The 15,883-nt window shown below is 59.8% G+C and carries 13 protein-coding genes; 8 read left to right on the top strand and 5 right to left on the bottom strand.

From position 1 onward, the window contains the following. Positions 1 to 16: 16 nt before the first annotated feature. The 8 genes from CUN63_RS04770 (at position 17) to CUN63_RS04735 (ending at position 9,636) form a co-directional block, all read left to right on the top strand. The gene (locus tag CUN63_RS04770; protein WP_008148001.1) at positions 17 to 739 is read left to right on the top strand and encodes a response regulator transcription factor; all 723 of its coding nucleotides are present in this window, start codon (positions 17 to 19) and stop codon (positions 737 to 739) included. Continuing rightward, positions 726 to 2,171 carry a sensor histidine kinase gene (locus tag CUN63_RS04765; protein WP_129437556.1) on the top strand — a complete coding sequence of 482 codons (1,446 nt, stop codon included), beginning with the start codon at positions 726 to 728 and terminating at the stop codon, positions 2,169 to 2,171. The genes CUN63_RS04770 and CUN63_RS04765 overlap by 14 nt, the downstream gene beginning before the upstream one ends. 182 nt (positions 2,172 to 2,353) lie before the next feature. Beyond that, positions 2,354 to 3,376: a YhcG family protein gene (locus CUN63_RS04760; protein WP_129437554.1), complete on the top strand. Its 1,023-nt coding sequence runs from the start codon at positions 2,354 to 2,356 to the stop codon at positions 3,374 to 3,376. A 108-nt stretch (positions 3,377 to 3,484) separates the two neighbouring features. Beyond that, positions 3,485 to 4,387 (top strand): cysteine synthase CysM, encoded by a 903-nt coding sequence (cysM, locus tag CUN63_RS04755; RefSeq protein ID WP_129437552.1) that lies wholly within the window; start codon positions 3,485 to 3,487, stop codon positions 4,385 to 4,387. After that, complete coding sequence (gene rlmD / locus CUN63_RS04750) at positions 4,387 to 5,739, top strand: 23S rRNA (uracil(1939)-C(5))-methyltransferase RlmD (protein ID WP_129437550.1); 1,353 nt, start codon at positions 4,387 to 4,389, stop codon at positions 5,737 to 5,739. The genes cysM and rlmD overlap by 1 nt, the downstream gene beginning before the upstream one ends. A gap of 123 nt (positions 5,740 to 5,862) precedes the next feature. Next, positions 5,863 to 8,106 carry a GTP diphosphokinase gene (gene relA / locus CUN63_RS04745; protein WP_129437548.1) on the top strand — a complete coding sequence of 748 codons (2,244 nt, stop codon included), beginning with the start codon at positions 5,863 to 5,865 and terminating at the stop codon, positions 8,104 to 8,106. Positions 8,107 to 8,231: 125 nt separating this feature from the next. Further along, positions 8,232 to 9,065 (top strand): nucleoside triphosphate pyrophosphohydrolase, encoded by an 834-nt coding sequence (gene mazG / locus CUN63_RS04740; RefSeq protein WP_129437546.1) that lies wholly within the window; start codon positions 8,232 to 8,234, stop codon positions 9,063 to 9,065. Between the two features lie 28 nt (positions 9,066 to 9,093). After that, entirely contained in the window at positions 9,094 to 9,636 is a 543-nt protein-coding gene (locus CUN63_RS04735; protein ID WP_129437544.1) for a DUF2058 domain-containing protein, read from the top strand. An 856-nt stretch (positions 9,637 to 10,492) separates the two neighbouring features. Here CUN63_RS04735 and CUN63_RS04725 read toward each other — a convergent pair. The 5 genes from CUN63_RS04725 to CUN63_RS04705 form a co-directional block, all read right to left on the bottom strand. Then, positions 10,493 to 10,681, bottom strand: a complete 189-nt coding sequence (locus CUN63_RS04725; RefSeq protein WP_129437542.1) for a hypothetical protein — start codon at positions 10,679 to 10,681, stop codon at positions 10,493 to 10,495. A 376-nt stretch (positions 10,682 to 11,057) separates the two neighbouring features. Then, positions 11,058 to 12,278 (bottom strand): beta-ketoacyl-ACP synthase I, encoded by a 1,221-nt coding sequence (gene fabB, locus CUN63_RS04720; protein WP_129437540.1) that lies wholly within the window; start codon positions 12,276 to 12,278, stop codon positions 11,058 to 11,060. 11 nt (positions 12,279 to 12,289) lie between these two features. After that, positions 12,290 to 12,805 carry a 3-hydroxyacyl-[acyl-carrier-protein] dehydratase FabA gene (gene fabA, locus CUN63_RS04715; protein ID WP_046046480.1) on the bottom strand — a complete coding sequence of 172 codons (516 nt, stop codon included), beginning with the start codon at positions 12,803 to 12,805 and terminating at the stop codon, positions 12,290 to 12,292. A 247-nt stretch (positions 12,806 to 13,052) separates the two neighbouring features. Beyond that, a complete protein-coding gene (locus tag CUN63_RS04710) occupies positions 13,053 to 14,954 on the bottom strand; it encodes an ATP-binding protein (RefSeq protein ID WP_129437538.1) in 1,902 nt (633 codons plus the stop codon). Further along, positions 14,951 to 15,883, bottom strand: coding sequence for an ABC transporter substrate-binding protein (locus CUN63_RS04705; RefSeq protein ID WP_129437536.1), 933 nt, complete (start codon positions 15,881 to 15,883; stop codon positions 14,951 to 14,953). The genes CUN63_RS04710 and CUN63_RS04705 overlap by 4 nt, the downstream gene beginning before the upstream one ends.

The following is a 15,883-nucleotide window of genomic DNA, read 5'->3' as shown; positions in this document are numbered from 1 at the left end:
TTATTTGCAGATAGTCATGACTCCCATCACTGCTGGCCACCCTCGTATCCTGTCTATAGAAGACGACCTCGTACTCGGCGCCTATGTTCATGAGCACCTGGGACGTTGCGGTTTTCAGGTGACGTGGTGCCAGAACGGTCTGGAAGGCTTGACCATCGCCCGCCAGCAAGCCTTCGATGTGGTGCTGATGGATATTCTGCTGCCGGGCCTGGACGGGCTGAATGTACTGACGCAGTTGCGCCAGAGCCATTCCACCCCGGTGGTGCTGATGTCGGCGCTCGGTGCCGAGGCGGATCGCATCAGTGGTTTTCGGCTGGGCGCCGATGATTACCTGCCCAAACCTTTCAGCATGGTCGAGTTGCGGGTGCGCATCGAAGCGATCCTGCGGCGCGTCGCGCTCGACCGCCGGCCGGCGCCGGCACCGATTGCCCCTTCGGCGGACAGCCTGCGTTTCGACGATGAATGCTGTGATGTCTTTTATGGCGAACACGCTGCCGGCCTGACCCGCAGCGAATACCGGTTGCTGGAAACGCTGAACCGCAATGGCGATGAAGTCCTGAGCAAAGCCTTCCTTTACCAGCATGTACTGCAGCGCGGTTACGCGCCCCATGACCGCAGCCTCGACATGCATATCAGTCAGATCCGCCGCAAGCTCAAGGCTGTCGGTTACCTCGAGCGCGAAGTGCGCACGGTGTGGGGCAAGGGTTACGTATTGAGTGCTGTCGATGAAGTGGACTGACCTGCCGGGCAGGCATTCGCTGTTCTGGAAACTGGCGTGTTTGTTGGTGGCGTTCTGTCTGCTGATGATCTGGCTCAGTTGGTCCTGGGGGCGCTACATGGAACAGAAAAACCTGTTCCTGTCCGACGAGGCACGGGGCACGCTGATGCGCTACGCCGCCGAAGCCGAGCAGGCGTGGAATCAGCGTCAGAGTGCAGGTGTCGATGCCTGGTTGCAGAGCGTCGGCCATCGTGAGTCGACATGGGTCGGTGTGATTGGCGGTGACTTGCAGTCATTGAGCAGTTACCCGCTGACGGAAAAAGAAACCCGGCGCCTGACCTTTTTACGCGGTCTGGATTGGCCGACGAGTCGCCATACCAAAGGCTTGCCGTGGTTGAGAGTGCCTTTTCCCAACGATCCGTCCGCTGGCAGCCTGGTGATCGAACTGCCCCGGCGTTTCGTGCCCGGGCACTACCGGGTGTTCTGGCGGGTGATCACCAACGGGGTGATTCCCGGGCTGTTCACCTTACTGTTGTGCGTCGGTCTGTATCGGTTGCTGGTCGTGCCTTTGAACAGTCTGCGCGAACAAGCCAATGCCTGGCGTGCCGACCCGTTGAATGTGCGGTTGTCGAGCCGCATTACCAATCGCCCGGATGAGCTGGGTGAACTGGGCCGGGCCTTCGATCACCTGTCCGAGCGCCTGCAAAGCACGGTGGCCCTGCAACAACAACTGCTGCGCGACCTGTCCCACGAATTGCGCACGCCACTGAGTCGCCTGCGGGTGGCCAGCGAAAGCGAGCAGGGGTTGACGCAATTGCGCGAGCGCATCGGCCGAGAGGTCGATGGCATGCAGCGTCTGGTGGAAGACACCCTGCAACTGGCCTGGCTTGACACCGAGCGCGCGCCGCTGCCCGACGAATCGATCCAGATTCAGGCGTTGTGGGAAATGCTCACGGAAAATGCCTGCTATGAAAGTGGCTGGCCGGCGAGCCGGTTGCAGTGCGCGGTGGATTCGTCCTGCTGGGTGCGCGGCCATCTCAATACGTTGGCTCAAGCGCTGGAAAACATCCTGCGCAATGCCATTCGTCATTCACCGCAGGGCAGCGTTGTACGCCTTGGTGGGCAGCGCGATGGCGACTTCTGGCATGTGTGGCTGGAGGATGAGGGCGGCGGGGTGGCAGAGGCGGATCTTGAGCGGATCTTCTGTCCGTTCATTCGACTCGACGGTTCACGGCCGGGGGATGGTGGATTTGGCTTGGGGTTGAGCATTGCGAGGAATGCGGTGCAGCGGCAGGGTGGGAGTCTTTGGGCTGAGAACACTGAGGTAGGGTTGCGGCTTAATATTCGATTAGTGGCTGATGACGGTGGTGTCAGTGACGACGCCATCGTCGGATCGCCGCCCGGAGACAAGCTCGCTCCCACAGTGGAGGTGTGTCGGCCACAAATGGTGTGATCAACGCCTAGCCCTGTGGGAGCGAGCCTGCTCGCGAAGAGGCCCTTCCCTACACCACCGTTCTGTTTTTACCGGAGCGTTCCCGTTATTTTGTACGACCTTTCCTAAAGGGTATCGCCGACACCTTAAGCCTGACTTGACGGAATAGACTCGCGTTTTTCCTCGTCCTCCAGGAGTTCGGCATGAATGCATCCAGCGTCCCCGGCAACGCAGCCGACGACCGTTTCAATGAAGTGCTTGCACTGATTCACAGTGCCAAGCAGCAGGCCATGCAAGCGGTGAATACCCAGTTGATCGAGCTGTATTGGCAGGTGGGTGCTTACATCAGTCGCAAGCTGGAACAGGCTGAGTGGGGAGATGCCGTGGTCAATCAACTGGCCGAGCATCTGGCTCAGACTCAACCAGGGTTGCGCGGGTTTACCCGGCGCAATCTGTTCCGTATGCGCCAGTTCTACGAGGCTTATCGGGGCGATGAAAAAGTGTCAGCGCTGCTGACACAATTACCCTGGACTCACAACCTGCTCATTCTAAGTCAGAGCAAACTCCCGCAAGAGCGTGAGTTCTATCTGCGATTGACCGTCCAGGAAAAGTGGTCGACGCGTGAGCTGGAACGCCAGCTAAAAGCTGCACTGTTCGAGCGCAGCATTACCCAACCAGCAAAAGTCTCAGCAGTGCTGAAACAAACTCACCCGGCAGCGCTGGAGATATTCCGCGACGCCTACATGGTCGAGTTTCTCGAGCTGCCCGGCGGCCATGCCGAAACCGATCTGCACAAAGGGTTACTGGCGCGTCTCAAGGAATTTCTGATCGAACTGGGTCGCGACTTTTGTTTTGTCGGGTCTGAACACCCGATGCAAGTCGGGGGGCGTGATTTCGCCCTGGATCTGCTGTTCTTCCACCGTGGGCTCAACTGCCTGGTGGCCATTGAGCTTAAGGTCGGCCGTTTTGAGCCGGAGTATCTGGGCAAGCTGAGCTTCTATCTGGAAGCGCTGGATCGCGATGAGCGCAAACCCCACGAAAACCCGGCCATTGGTGTGTTGCTCTGTGCCAGCAAGGATGACGAGGTGGTCGAGTACGCCCTTAACCGCAGCCTGTCGCCAGCGCTGATCGCTGAATACCAGGTGCAGCTACCGGACAAACAGTTGTTGCAGGCCAAGTTGCATGAGTTCTATGCATTGAACGTCGCGCAAGGCGAAGAGTACTGATCCAGCACCTTATTCCCATAAACCATAAGCACCGTACTTTGCGTGATATGGCCTGGGTCGGTTTGCCGGTATGATAGGCGCCCCCGCAGTCTGGATTGCGAATACGCCATGACCTTGCAGTACCCAACCATCGCCGATTGCGTCGGCAACACTCCGCTGGTCCGTTTGCAGCGTCTGCCTGGCGCCACCAGCAATACCCTATTGCTCAAGCTCGAAGGGAATAACCCGGCGGGTTCGGTCAAGGACCGTCCGGCGCTGTCGATGATCACCCGCGCTGAATTGCGCGGGCAGATCCACGTCGGCGATACGCTGATCGAAGCGACCTCGGGCAATACCGGGATCGCCCTGGCGATGGCCGCCGCGATCAAGGGTTACAAGATGATCCTGATCATGCCGGACAACTCCAGCGCCGAACGTAAAGCCGCCATGACGGCGTATGGCGCCGAGCTGATTCTGGTCACTCAGGAAGAGGGCATGGAAGGCGCTCGTGACCTCGCCCAGCGAATGGAAGCCGAAGGCCGCGGCAAGGTGCTGGATCAGTTCGCCAACGGGGACAACCCGCAAGCGCACTACACCACCACTGGCCCGGAAATCTGGCGTCAGACCGAAGGCACCATCACCCATTTCGTCAGCTCCATGGGCACCACCGGTACCATCATGGGCGTCTCGCGCTACTTGAAAGAGCAGAACGAAAGCGTGCAGATCATCGGTCTGCAACCGATGGAAGGCTCGGCGATTCCGGGCATCCGTCGCTGGCCGCAGGAATACCTGCCGAAGATCTACCAGGCCGAGCGCGTGGACCGGATCGTCGACATGGCGCAAAGCGAAGCCGAAGACGTGACCCGTCGTCTGGCTCGCGAAGAAGGCATCTTCTGCGGCGTGTCCTCGGGCGGGGCGGTGGCAGCGATGCTGCGTCTGTCCAAAGAAGTTGAAAACGCGGTGATCGTCGCGATCATCTGCGACCGTGGCGACCGTTACTTGTCGACCGGCATTTTCGACGCGCCTAACTGATGGCCAAGCAAGAGAGAGGCCTGCGCTTCCAGCCCACCGGCGGCAGCAAGGCCCCGCAAATTCCGACCGGCAAAAAGCAGCGCTTGAGTATTGAGCGCCTGGCTAATGACGGTCGCGGTATCGCGTTTTTTGAAGGTCGCACCTGGTTCGTCATCGGCGCATTGGCCGGTGAAGAAGTCGAAGCACGCGTGTTGGGCGCCCACGGCAAAGTGGTCGAGGCGCGCACCGAACGGGTGTTCCAGGCCAGCGAACTGCGCCGCCCGGCACCGTGTCCGCATGCCGGTCGCTGTGGCGGTTGCAGCGTGCAACATCTGCCGCACAACGAACAACTCGCCCTGAAACAGCGCATGCTCGCCGAGCAATTGTCGAAGGTCGCCGGTGTTGAACCCGAAGAATGGGCCGCGCCTTTGAACGGTCCGGAATTCGGTTACCGGCGTCGCGCCCGAGTGGCGGTGCGCTGGGACATGAAGGCGAAAAAGCTCGAAGTCGGTTTCCGCGCCGCTGGCAGTCAGGACATCGTTGCGATCAACGAATGCATGGTGCTGGTACAGCCCTTGCAACAGATCATGACCCGCTTGCCGGAAATGCTTCGGCGCTTGAGCAAACCTCAGGCGCTGGGGCATGTGGAGTTGTTCAGCGGTTCGTCGTTGGCGGTGTTGCTGCGGCACATGGCGCCGCTGTCCGACGCTGACATGACGATCCTCAAGGATTTCTGCGCGTTCCATGAAGCCCAACTGTGGCTGCACGGTGACGGCGAACCGCAACCGGTCGAGGCTGACCAGTCGTTGGGTTATCGGCTTGAACAGTGGGACTTGAACCTGGCCTATCGGCCGGGCGATTTCATCCAGGTCAACGCCGGGGTCAACGAAGCGATGATCGCTCAAGCGTTGGAGTGGCTGAAGCCGACGGCGGAGGAACGAGTTCTCGATCTATTCTGTGGTTTGGGTAACTTTGCCTTGCCGCTGGCCAAGGTCGTTCGCGAAGTGGTGGCGGTGGAAGGTGTGCAGGCGATGGTCGAGCGAGCAGCCGCGAACGCTGCTAGCAACAATCTTCATAATGCTAAGTTTTTTCAGGCCGATTTATCCCAGCCTTTGACCGATGCCGAATGGGCGCGCGAAGGCTTTTGTGCGGTACTCTTGGACCCACCGCGTGACGGTGCTTTCGAGGCAGTGCGCAAGCTTGCGTCCCTGGGCGCCAAACGGTTGGTGTATGTGTCGTGCAATCCGGCAACTCTGGCGCGCGATACGGTCGAATTGATCAAGCAGGGCTACCGGTTAAAACGTGCCGGGATTCTCGATATGTTTCCTCAGACGGCACATGTCGAGGCCATGGCGTTATTTGAAGCGAGCTAGGACGGCTCGTCTGGTCCGACTGGCCCGCCCGTGCAGCCGCGTACCGGCCCTGATGTGGGCGCACGGGCAACGAAGGTCAGCGATTTGACGCATTGAATCTGCGTCGTAGGGAAGGTAAGCAAGATGGTACAGGTGAGAGCACACCAGCCGATCAACACCGACGGCAGTATCAATCTCGAGGCTTGGCTCGATCACGCGGTCAGTGTCGATCCGGCACTGGATCGCGAAGCCTTGAAAGAAGCGTGCGAGTTTGCTCGTGCGTCTGAACAACAAGCCAATGCGGCGAAAAACCTGTGGTCCGAAGGGACCTCGAGTTTCCGCACGGGCCTTGAGATCGCCGAGATTCTCGCCGACCTCAAACTCGATCAGGATTCGTTGGTTGCCGCGATCCTGTATCGCGGCGTGCGCGAAGGCCAGATTGAGTTGCCGGCGATCAGCCAGCGCTTCGGTCCGGTGGTCGCCAAACTCATCGACGGCGTGTTGCGCATGGCGGCGATCAGCGCCAGCCTCAGCCCCCGTCAATCCCTGGTACTGGGCACGCAGGGCCAGGTCGAAAACCTGCGCAAGATGCTGGTCGCCATGGTCGACGACGTTCGCGTTGCGCTGATCAAACTGGCCGAACGCACCTGCGCGATTCGTGCGGTGAAAACCGCCGATGACGAAAAACGCAACCGCGTCGCCCGTGAAGTCTTCGACATCTACGCGCCTTTGGCTCACCGTCTCGGTATCGGTCACATCAAGTGGGAACTGGAGGACTTGTCCTTCCGTTACCTTGAGCCCGATCAGTACAAGCAGATCGCCAAGTTGCTTCATGAGCGGCGTCTGGATCGCGAGCGCTTCATCGCCGACGTGATGAGCCAACTGAAGAATGAGCTGACCGCCACCGGCGTCGACGCCGACATCAGCGGCCGAGCCAAACACATCTATTCGATCTGGCGCAAAATGCAGCGCAAGGGTCTGGAATTCAGCCAGATCTACGACGTGCGCGCCGTTCGCGTGCTGGTGCCGGAAATGCGCGACTGCTACACCGCGCTCGGTATCGTCCACACCCTGTGGCGGCACATCCCGAAAGAATTCGACGACTACATCGCCAACCCGAAAGAGAACGGCTACCGCTCGCTGCACACCGCGGTGATTGGCCCCGAGGGCAAGGTGCTGGAAGTGCAGATCCGCACCCACGCCATGCACGAAGAAGCCGAGCTGGGCGTTTGCGCGCACTGGCGCTACAAGGGCACCGACGTCAAATCCGGCTCCAACCACTACGAAGAGAAAATCTCCTGGCTGCGTCAGGTCCTCGAGTGGCATGAAGAATTGGGTGACATCGGCGGCCTGGCTGAACAGCTGCGGGTCGATATCGAACCGGATCGGGTGTACATCTTCACCCCGGACGGTCACGCCATCGACTTGCCGAAGGGCGCGACGCCGCTGGACTTCGCCTACCGCGTGCACACCGAAATCGGTCACAACTGTCGTGGCGCGAAGATCAACGGGCGCATCGTGCCGCTCAACTACAGCCTGCAAACCGGTGAACAGGTCGAGATCATCACCAGCAAGCACGGCACCCCGAGCCGCGACTGGCTGAACCCGAACCTGGGTTACATCACCACCTCGCGGGCACGGGCGAAGATCGTTCACTGGTTCAAATTGCAGGCGCGCGATCAGAACGTCGCCGCCGGTAAAACCTTGCTGGAGCGCGAACTCAACCGCCTCGGTCTGCCAGCGGTAGATTTCGACAAGCTGGCCGAAAAGGCCAACATGAAAATGGCCGAAGACATGTTCGCCGCGTTGGGTGCAGGCGATTTGCGTCTGGCACAACTGGTGAACCTGGCGCAGCAACTGGTCGAGCCGGAACGCGGCAGCGAACAGCTGGAACTGATTCCACGCAAAGCCACCGGTTACAAACCGGGCAAGCGCGGCGACATCCAGATCCAGGGCGTCGGCAACCTGATGACCCAGATGGCCGGCTGCTGCCAGCCGCTGCCGGGGGATGCGATTGTCGGTTACATCACCGTGGGCCGCGGTGTGAGTATTCACCGTCAGGACTGCGCCTCGGTGCTGCAACTGGGCGGGCGCGAGCCCGAGCGGATCATCCAGGTCAGCTGGGGGCCGGTGCCGGTGCTCACCTATCCGGTGGACATCATCATCCGCGCCTACGACCGGTCCGGTCTGCTGCGTGACGTTTCGCAAGTGCTGCTCAACGAGCGGATCAATGTGCTGGCGGTCAACACCCGCTCGAACAAAGAGGACAACACCGCGTTGATGTCCCTGACCATCGAGATTCCGGGGCTGGATGCACTGGGGCGGTTGCTGGGGCGGATTTCCCAGTTGCCGAACATCATCGAAACCCGTCGTAACCGTACGCCGTGATGGTGATCCCCTGTGGGAGCGAGCTTGCTCGCGATGAGGGCCGTTCAGTCAACAGTGATGTTGGATGTGCCGGCCCTATCGCGAGCAAGCTCGCTCCCACATTGGTTTTGAGTAGAGATTGATTGATGTATTCACTTGAAGACTTGCTGCACCTGATGAGCCGTCTGCGCGACCCGCAGTTCGGCTGCCCGTGGGACATCAAGCAAACCTACGAAACCATCGTCCCGCACACCCTTGAGGAAGCCTATGAAGTCGCCGACGCCATCGAGCGCGGTGACTTCGATCACTTGCAGGGTGAGTTGGGGGATTTACTGTTCCAGGTGGTTTATTACAGCCAGCTGGCCCGTGAAGAGGGACGCTTCGAATTCGAAGGTGTGGTCGACAGCATCACCCGCAAGTTGATTCGCCGTCATCCGCACGTGTTTCCTACCGGTGATCTGTACGCGCCGCTGGATGTTCCGCGCCTGAGTGAAGAGCAGGTCAAACAACGCTGGGAAGAGATCAAGGCTGAAGAACGCGCCGAGAAATCATCCACGCCAACGCAACTGTCCTTGCTCGACGACGTACCCGCAGCACTGCCGGCATTGTCCCGCTCGGCGAAGTTGCAGAAGCGCGCAGGGCAGGTCGGGTTCGACTGGCCGGACCCCTTGCCGGTGCTCGACAAAGTGCGCGAAGAGCTCGATGAAGTGCTCGAAGCCATGGCCGACAATGACTCGGTAGCGATTGCCGATGAAGTCGGTGATCTGCTGTTTTCCGTGGTCAATCTGGCGCGTCATCTCAAGGTCGATCCCGAAACTGCACTGCGTGGCGCCAACAGCAAGTTCGAAAGACGCTTCCGTTTTATCGAACAGGCATTGCGCGACACCCACCGTCCCATAGAAGATTGCACCCTCGAAGAGTTGGACGCCTTGTGGGGCGAAGCCAAACGTCAGGAAAAGAATTTGCCCAGCTGCGGTTGAGCAGTTGCCTAAGTGAGTAATAAGCACCATGAGCATTTCCCTTCGCGACCAGTTGCTCAAAGCAGGGCTGGTCAACCAGAAGCAGGCCAAACAGGTCGGCAAAGAGAAACAGAAGCAGCAGCGTCTGGCCCACAAAGGTCAGATCGAACTTGATGACTCGCAGCAGCGTGCCGCCCAGGAAGCCATGGCCGAGAAGGTCAAGCGCGACCAGGAGCTGAACCGCCAGCAGCAGGAGAAGGCAGAAGCCAAGGCCCGCGCCGCCCAGGTCAAACAGTTGATCGAAGTCTCGCGTCTGCCGAAGCTGACGACCGAGGACTACTACAACTTCGTTGACGACAAGAAGGTCAAGCGCATCTCCGTCAACACGCTGATGCGCAACCAGCTCAGTAATGGTTTCCTGGCGATCGTGCACCACGCCGGCGGTTACGAAGTGATCCCCCGTGAGGCGGCCCTGAAGATCCAGGAGCGCGATCCACAGCGTATCGTGCAGCTGAATGTGAAGACCGAAGAAGTCGCTGTCGAAGACGATCCGTACGCGGCCTATCAGATCCCGGACGATCTGATGTGGTAAGCCGTTAAAGGCTGCAACAACGACGTGCTGTTCACTTAGTCTTGGGGCTTCAGGCGGACCTACACATTGGTGGTGGGTGCTGATCGGGGGCTTTGATTGGGTGTATATCCGTCATTTAGGTGATGGCTGAGGGCGGTTTCGCTTTTACAGCGAGTCACTTGGAAAAGCCCCAAGTAACCAAGGGCTCTTGCCCCTTTCGTTCGGTGCCTCGCCCAGGCTCGGCATGCCCTCGCTCCGGTCCTGCTCCGTGGGCCCGCCGCCATCGGCCATCCATGGCCGGGGGCGGCTAACCCGGCATCCATGCCGGGTTGCCCACTGCGCAGAACCTGCGCTCGGCCTCTCGAGGGGGCGTGCACCGCAAACGCCAACGCGAGGCGGCCTATACCGGCCGGCCTGGCTTCAAGTGAACGCATTTCCCTGTAGGAGCTGTCGAGCGAAGCGAGGCTGCGATCTTTTGATCTTTTGATCTTTTGATCTTTTGATCTTTTGATCTTTTGATCTTGCCGTTGCTGTTGCTTTGCTTTGGCTTCAGATCTGCTGCCCCTTTCCCAGAGGCCGAACGCAGGCGTTGCGCAGGGGGCACCGCGGCAAGGATGCCGCGGTAGCCGCCACCGGCCATGGATGGCCGATGGCGGCGGGCCCCCGGAGCAATGCCGGAGTGAGGGCATGCCGAGCCTGGGCGAGGCACCGAATGGCGGGGCAAAGCGCTTTGGTTACTTTCGCGCTTTTCGAAAGTGACTCGCTGTAAAAGCGAAACCGCTAGCCGTCGTTACCGCAGAAACGGATATGTACCCCAACCTTAAGTGAACAGCATTACGCTCATGGCGGGGTTTGTCGTTTTCAATGCCGTCATTGCTTATGCGGATTGGAGCTCTCGTTGCTGCTCCAGTTTTTCCAGTTCGGCCTTGTAGCTCTGGGCGTCGGTTTCGGAGTGGAACATCCCCACCAGCATGTCTTGTTGGTGCACGTCCCAGATCCGGATACCGGCGGCTACGCCTTCGTGGGACTTATGTGAATCGTCGCGTTCAGTTACTTTTACAGTCATCTGCTAGCTCCAATCTCTGTTATCTGCAGCAAGGCGTGTGCAGGACTCCGTTATATGTTTGGTTAGCCTGCTAAGTAAACGACTGAGTTTGGTAACGAATTTTTGCGAATTCTGCAAAAGTCCTGCAGCCCGCCAAACACGCGACATTCGGTCGCAGGGCGTTGAGTTTCATGACAAAAGCTTCATGTTCACCGCAATCCTTGTGGGAGTGAGCTTGCTCGCGATAGGGCCATTACAGTCAACATTTATGTTGCCTGGCTTATCGCCATCGCGAGCAAGCTCGCTCCCACAGGGATTGCAGTGTTCAATTTTTCAGGCACAAAAAAACGCCCCGAACCAGTCGGGGCGTTTTTATGTGCAGCGTAGTGGCGGGGTACTACTTACCCTGCCAGCGCTTCAGTACCAGCGTAGCGTTGGTGCCACCGAAGCCGAAGCTGTTGCTCATCACGGTGTTGATGGTGGCGTCTTCACGAGTCTTGGTCAGGATCGGCATGTCAGCCACTTCCGGGTCCAGTTCGTCGATGTTGGCGGAACCCGCCATGAAGTTGCCTTCCATCATCAGCATGCAGTAGATCGCTTCGTGAACGCCGGCGGCGCCCAGGGAGTGACCCGACAGGCTCTTGGTGGAGCTGATGGCCGGGGCTTTTTCGCCGAACACTTCACGCACACCTTTCATTTCCATGACGTCGCCGACCGGAGTCGAGGTGCCGTGGGTGTTCAGGTAGTCGATCGGAGCGTCAACGGTGGACATGGCCATCTGCATGCAGCGGATGGCGCCTTCGCCGCTTGGGGCGACCATGTCGTAGCCATCGGAGGTCGCGCCGTAGCCAACGATTTCCGCGTAGATCTTCGCGCCGCGGGCCAGAGCGTGTTCCAGCTCTTCGACCACGACCATGCCGCCACCGCCGGCGATGACGAAACCGTCACGCTTGGCGTCGTAGGCACGGGAAGCCTTTTCCGGGGTTTCGTTGTACTGGCTGGACAGTGCGCCCATGGCGTCGAACAGGAACGATTGGCTCCAATGTTCTTCTTCACCGCCGCCGGCGAACACGATGTCCTGCTTGCCCATCTGGATCTGTTCCATGGCGGTACCGATGCAGTGAGCACTGGTGGCACAGGCAGAAGCGATGGAGTAGTTCAGGCCCTTGATCTTGAACGGCGTGGCCAGGCAAGCGGAAACGGTGCTGCTCATGGTCCGCGTGACGCGGTATGGGCCGACGCGCTTGACGCCTTTCTCGCGCAGGATGTCCAACGCTTCCATCTGGTTCAACGTGGAGGCTCCACCGGAGCCGGCGATCAGGCCGGTACGCGGATTGGAGACTTGCTCATCGGTCAGACCGGAGTCGGCGATGGCGTCTTTCATGGCCAGGTAGGCGTAAGCCGCCGCGTGGCCGACGAAGCGATAGATCTTGCGATCGATCAGCTCTTCGAGGGGAAGGTCAATGGAGCCGGAAACCTGGCTACGCAGACCCATTTCGGCATATTCCGGGTTGAACCGGATGCCAGGGCGGCTTGCACGCAGGTTAGCGGAGACGGTCTCTTTGTCATTGCCCAGGCACGAAACGATGCCCAGACCAGTGATAACGACGCGGCGCATGCGGATAACCCTTAGAAGTTGTCAGTGGAGGTGAAAACGCCGACCCGAAGGCCTTCGGCGGTGTAGATCTCGCGGCCGTCGACGCTGACCGAACCATCGGCGATGGCCAGGTTCAGCTTGCCCTTCAGTACGCGCTTGATCTGAATGTTATAGGTTACTTTCTTGGCGGTCGGCAGAACCTGACCGAAGAATTTCACTTCGCCCGAACCCAGGGCGCGACCGCGGCCCGGCAGACCTTGCCAGCCGAGGAAGAAACCGACCAGTTGCCACATGGCGTCGAGGCCCAGGCAGCCTGGCATCACCGGATCACCTTCGAAGTGGCAGGCGAAAAACCACAGGTCCGGAGTGATATCCAGCTCGGCGACCAATTCACCTTTGCCGTACTTGCCGCCCTCTTCGCTGATATGGGTGATGCGATCCACCATCAGCATGTTGGGGGCGGGCAGTTGCGCGTTACCTTGGCCGAACAGCTCACCGCGACTGCAGCGCAGCAGGTCTTCCCGAGTAAAGGCGTTTTGTTTGGTCATGCGAGCTCCTCAATAGTCCCATGCGGCAGGTGGGGCAAATCTTCCCGGCCGATCGAAGCGTTCATGCCTCGAGTCAGCAGCCTACTCATAGACTATTGCGTTGTGGTGAAAGTCACAGCACCAAGGACATGAATGTACACTTGTGCACTGAAATTATTATTCAAGCCCCTTTTCGGGCCTGTTCGGGTGCCTAAGACTGCCGCACTTTCGCCTTTCACGCCAGTCGCAGATAGCCGAAAGGCCTGCACTACTGCACCCAGCGCTGCAGAATTTGCTGCAAATCTGTGCGTTTGAAGGGCTTGGCCAGGTAATCGTTCATTCCCGCCGATAAACAGGCTTCGCGGTCGCCCTGCAAGGCGTTGGCGGTCAGCGCGATGATCGGCAAGTCTGTGCAGCCGGGTAATTGGCGAATCTGTCGGGTGGCCTCGTAGCCGTCGATGATCGGTAGCCGGCAGTCCATCAAAATGGCTTCAAAAATCAGACTCTCCGCACTGCGCACTGCCTGCGCGCCATCGGTGACGACGCTGACAGTAAAGCCCAGACTGCGCAACATTGCTTCGATGACCGTCTGATTAACCGGATTGTCTTCCACCAGCAACACGTTGCGCCCTTCGCCATCACCGTTGCCGGTCGGTATGCGCGGCGCCAGCACGGGCAGCGTCTGTTTATAGAGCGCCAGCGGGATTTCCAGGGTGAACACCGAGCCGCGACCTTCCTCGCTCTGGGCGCGCAACGTGCCGCCCATGCGTTCAGCCAGTGTGCGAGCAATCGGCAGGCCCAGCCCGGTGCCACCGTATCTCCTCGAAATAGAACTGTCGGCCTGCTGGAAGGCGTTGAACATCAATTCCAGGCTTTCAGCCGAGATACCAATCCCGCTGTCGCGCACGGTGCAGGTGAACCACAGCAGTTCGTGATCCAGCGACTGCCATTGCGGTTCGATGCTGACGCGGCCCTGTTCGGTGAATTTCAGCGCATTGCCGATCAGGTTGACCAGGATCTGCCGGATCCGCGTCGGGTCGCCCTGCACCTGCAACGCGCGCATGTTGTCCGGAATCGACAGCGCCAGGTCGAGCCCGCGTTGCACGGCGCTGTGCGAGAACGACTGGGCGCAACTGCCGATCAGGTCCGCGAGGTTGAACGGAATGTGCTCCAGCTCCAGTTCCGAACGCTCGATGCGCGAGAAATCGAGAATGTCGTTGATGACTTTGAGCAGGTGTTCGGTGGACTCCGAGGCGAGCGCCGCGTATTCGACCTGCTCCTCGGTCATCTCGGTGGTTTCCAGCAGTTGCAGCATGCCCAGCACGCCATTCATCGGCGTGCGCAGTTCGTGGCTCATCATTGCAAGGAAATCGGATTTGGCGTTGTTGGCCTTTTCCGCTTCCTCGCGGGTCTGAATCAACTGCGCCATCGCTTGATGCTGTTCGCGACTGGCTTGTTCGAGCCCGTTGGCGAGGTTGTTGATGTGTTGCGACAGCGCGCCCAGTTCAGTGTCGTCGACGATCGGCAGCGGCGTTTTGTAGTCGCCGTCCTGAATCGCCTTGACCGCGTTGCCGATGTCGCGGATCGGTTGCGACAGGCTGCCGGCCAGTCGCCGGGCGAGCAGAAAAGTAAACAGCAGGGCGAACAGCGCCAGGATCCCGGCCTTGAGCAGGATTTCCTGCTGACGCTGGCTGAAGGCATCATTGGACAGGCCGACGATCACCCGACCCAGATAATCCTCGGTGGGCGCCGTGTTGGCGACGCGGCTGCCTTGCAGGAAATCATTGTGCAGCTGGATTCGTTGCAGCCGCACCGGGGCCTGGAACACTTCGACCTGGTGCGAGCGGGTGTGGGTTTCCGACGGTTGCTCGACGTACACCAGAATCCGGTTGGCACTGTCCTGGACTTCCAGAAAGCGCACGTTGGGCGTGGCCAGGGTGGCCTTGAGCAAACTGTCGAGCACCTCATTGTTGCCCGAAATCACCCCGTATTCGGTGGCTGGCGCCAGTTGGTTGGCGATCAGTTGCCCGGTGTGATTGAGTTCCTGACGCAGGTCCTGGATTCGCACGAAGGTGAAGAAGCTGATCAACAGCAATGTCAGCAACAGGGCAGGGCCGAGGCTGATGATTTGTGTGCGGGTGTTGATGTCCCAACGGCGACGGAAGGTCATGGGCGGTTTTCTCCTTCGGCCAACTGTGTTGCGACAGACGCTTCGTTCATCTGTTCAATACCTAATGAACGAGCCACTTGCGGGTTGCTTAAGACTTTGAAGCGTTGCGGGTAGTGCATGCGTGGCCACGTGGCCGGTGGCCGGTCGAGCAACTCGTCGAGCATCGCCAGCCAATCGCTCTGATCGCTGTAGGTGCTGGCCAGGCTCCCGGCCCTGACGAACCCGGCGTTAGGGCCGATCAGCGCCAGTTGCCGTGCATAGCTGCTGAGCAACAGGTTTTTCGCGGTTTTCGGGTTGTACAGATCGGGGTCGTCGAGGCCCAGCAACACGTCACTGTTCTTCAGCAAGGTCTGCAGCGGCCGGCTGTCGTTCGTGTTATCCCAGCGCTCGGTGACCACCTCAAGGCCCAGGGAGTGGGCGGCCTGATGCAATTCTTTCAAAAGGAATTCGCTGTGGCTGTCGAAGAGCACGCCGACCCGTTTGGCCTGAGGCAGCAGCAGTCGGGTCAGGCGCAATTGTCGGTCCAGGGGCGGATCGCTCCAGAGCAGGCTGAGGCGCGGGGGCAGGGAGGCCCCCAGATGCTGACGGGCTTGCAGGCGGCTGATGCGCAGCACCAGCGTCGCCGGGCCTTGGGCGTCTTGCAGGCGCCAGTCGAGGCTCGGCAGGTCGAGCAGAATCAAGCGGGTGCCGGCGGGCAGTTTGCCTGGCGCCGGCAGACTGGCCAGTGGCTGGAAGTGCACGTTATCGGCAGGCCGCAACGCGCTTAGGGCCTGGGTGAAGGATTGCATGCCCGGGCTGTCCTCGGCGCCGGTCAGCAAAATGTCCGCGGCGCTGGCATCCAGGCTGCTCAACAGCCCGGCAACCACCAGGCACAACCCGGCCAGCAGGCGGCCAAGGATTGGCGTCTTGCGTGACGGGCTATAGAGCAT

Origin of the sequence: Pseudomonas sp. ACM7 (assembly GCF_004136015.1) — a bacterium.
GTDB lineage: Bacteria > Pseudomonadota > Gammaproteobacteria > Pseudomonadales > Pseudomonadaceae > Aquipseudomonas > Aquipseudomonas frigoris.
Note: the sequence above shows the minus strand (reverse complement) of the source record. Positions and strands in the feature narration are given on the sequence as shown.

What these genes read in the sequence shown, in the direction of transcription:
- CUN63_RS04765 (WP_129437556.1), top strand. Translation starts at nt 726, where the DNA reads ATGAAGTGGACTGACCTGCCGGGCAGGCATTCGCTGTTCTGGAAACTG.
- fabB (WP_129437540.1), bottom strand. Translation starts at nt 12,278, where the DNA reads ATGCGCCGCGTCGTTATCACTGGTCTGGGCATCGTTTCGTGCCTGGGC.
- CUN63_RS04725 (WP_129437542.1), bottom strand. Translation starts at nt 10,681, where the DNA reads ATGACTGTAAAAGTAACTGAACGCGACGATTCACATAAGTCCCACGAA.
- CUN63_RS04705 (WP_129437536.1), bottom strand. Translation starts at nt 15,883, where the DNA reads ATGCTCTATAGCCCGTCACGCAAGACGCCAATCCTTGGCCGCCTGCTG.
- CUN63_RS04735 (WP_129437544.1), top strand. Translation starts at nt 9,094, where the DNA reads ATGAGCATTTCCCTTCGCGACCAGTTGCTCAAAGCAGGGCTGGTCAAC.
- cysM (WP_129437552.1), top strand. Translation starts at nt 3,485, where the DNA reads ATGACCTTGCAGTACCCAACCATCGCCGATTGCGTCGGCAACACTCCG.
- relA (WP_129437548.1), top strand. Translation starts at nt 5,863, where the DNA reads ATGGTACAGGTGAGAGCACACCAGCCGATCAACACCGACGGCAGTATC.
- mazG (WP_129437546.1), top strand. Translation starts at nt 8,232, where the DNA reads ATGTATTCACTTGAAGACTTGCTGCACCTGATGAGCCGTCTGCGCGAC.
- rlmD (WP_129437550.1), top strand. Translation starts at nt 4,387, where the DNA reads ATGGCCAAGCAAGAGAGAGGCCTGCGCTTCCAGCCCACCGGCGGCAGC.
- CUN63_RS04710 (WP_129437538.1), bottom strand. Translation starts at nt 14,954, where the DNA reads ATGACCTTCCGTCGCCGTTGGGACATCAACACCCGCACACAAATCATC.
- fabA (WP_046046480.1), bottom strand. Translation starts at nt 12,805, where the DNA reads ATGACCAAACAAAACGCCTTTACTCGGGAAGACCTGCTGCGCTGCAGT.
- CUN63_RS04770 (WP_008148001.1), top strand. Translation starts at nt 17, where the DNA reads ATGACTCCCATCACTGCTGGCCACCCTCGTATCCTGTCTATAGAAGAC.
- CUN63_RS04760 (WP_129437554.1), top strand. Translation starts at nt 2,354, where the DNA reads ATGAATGCATCCAGCGTCCCCGGCAACGCAGCCGACGACCGTTTCAAT.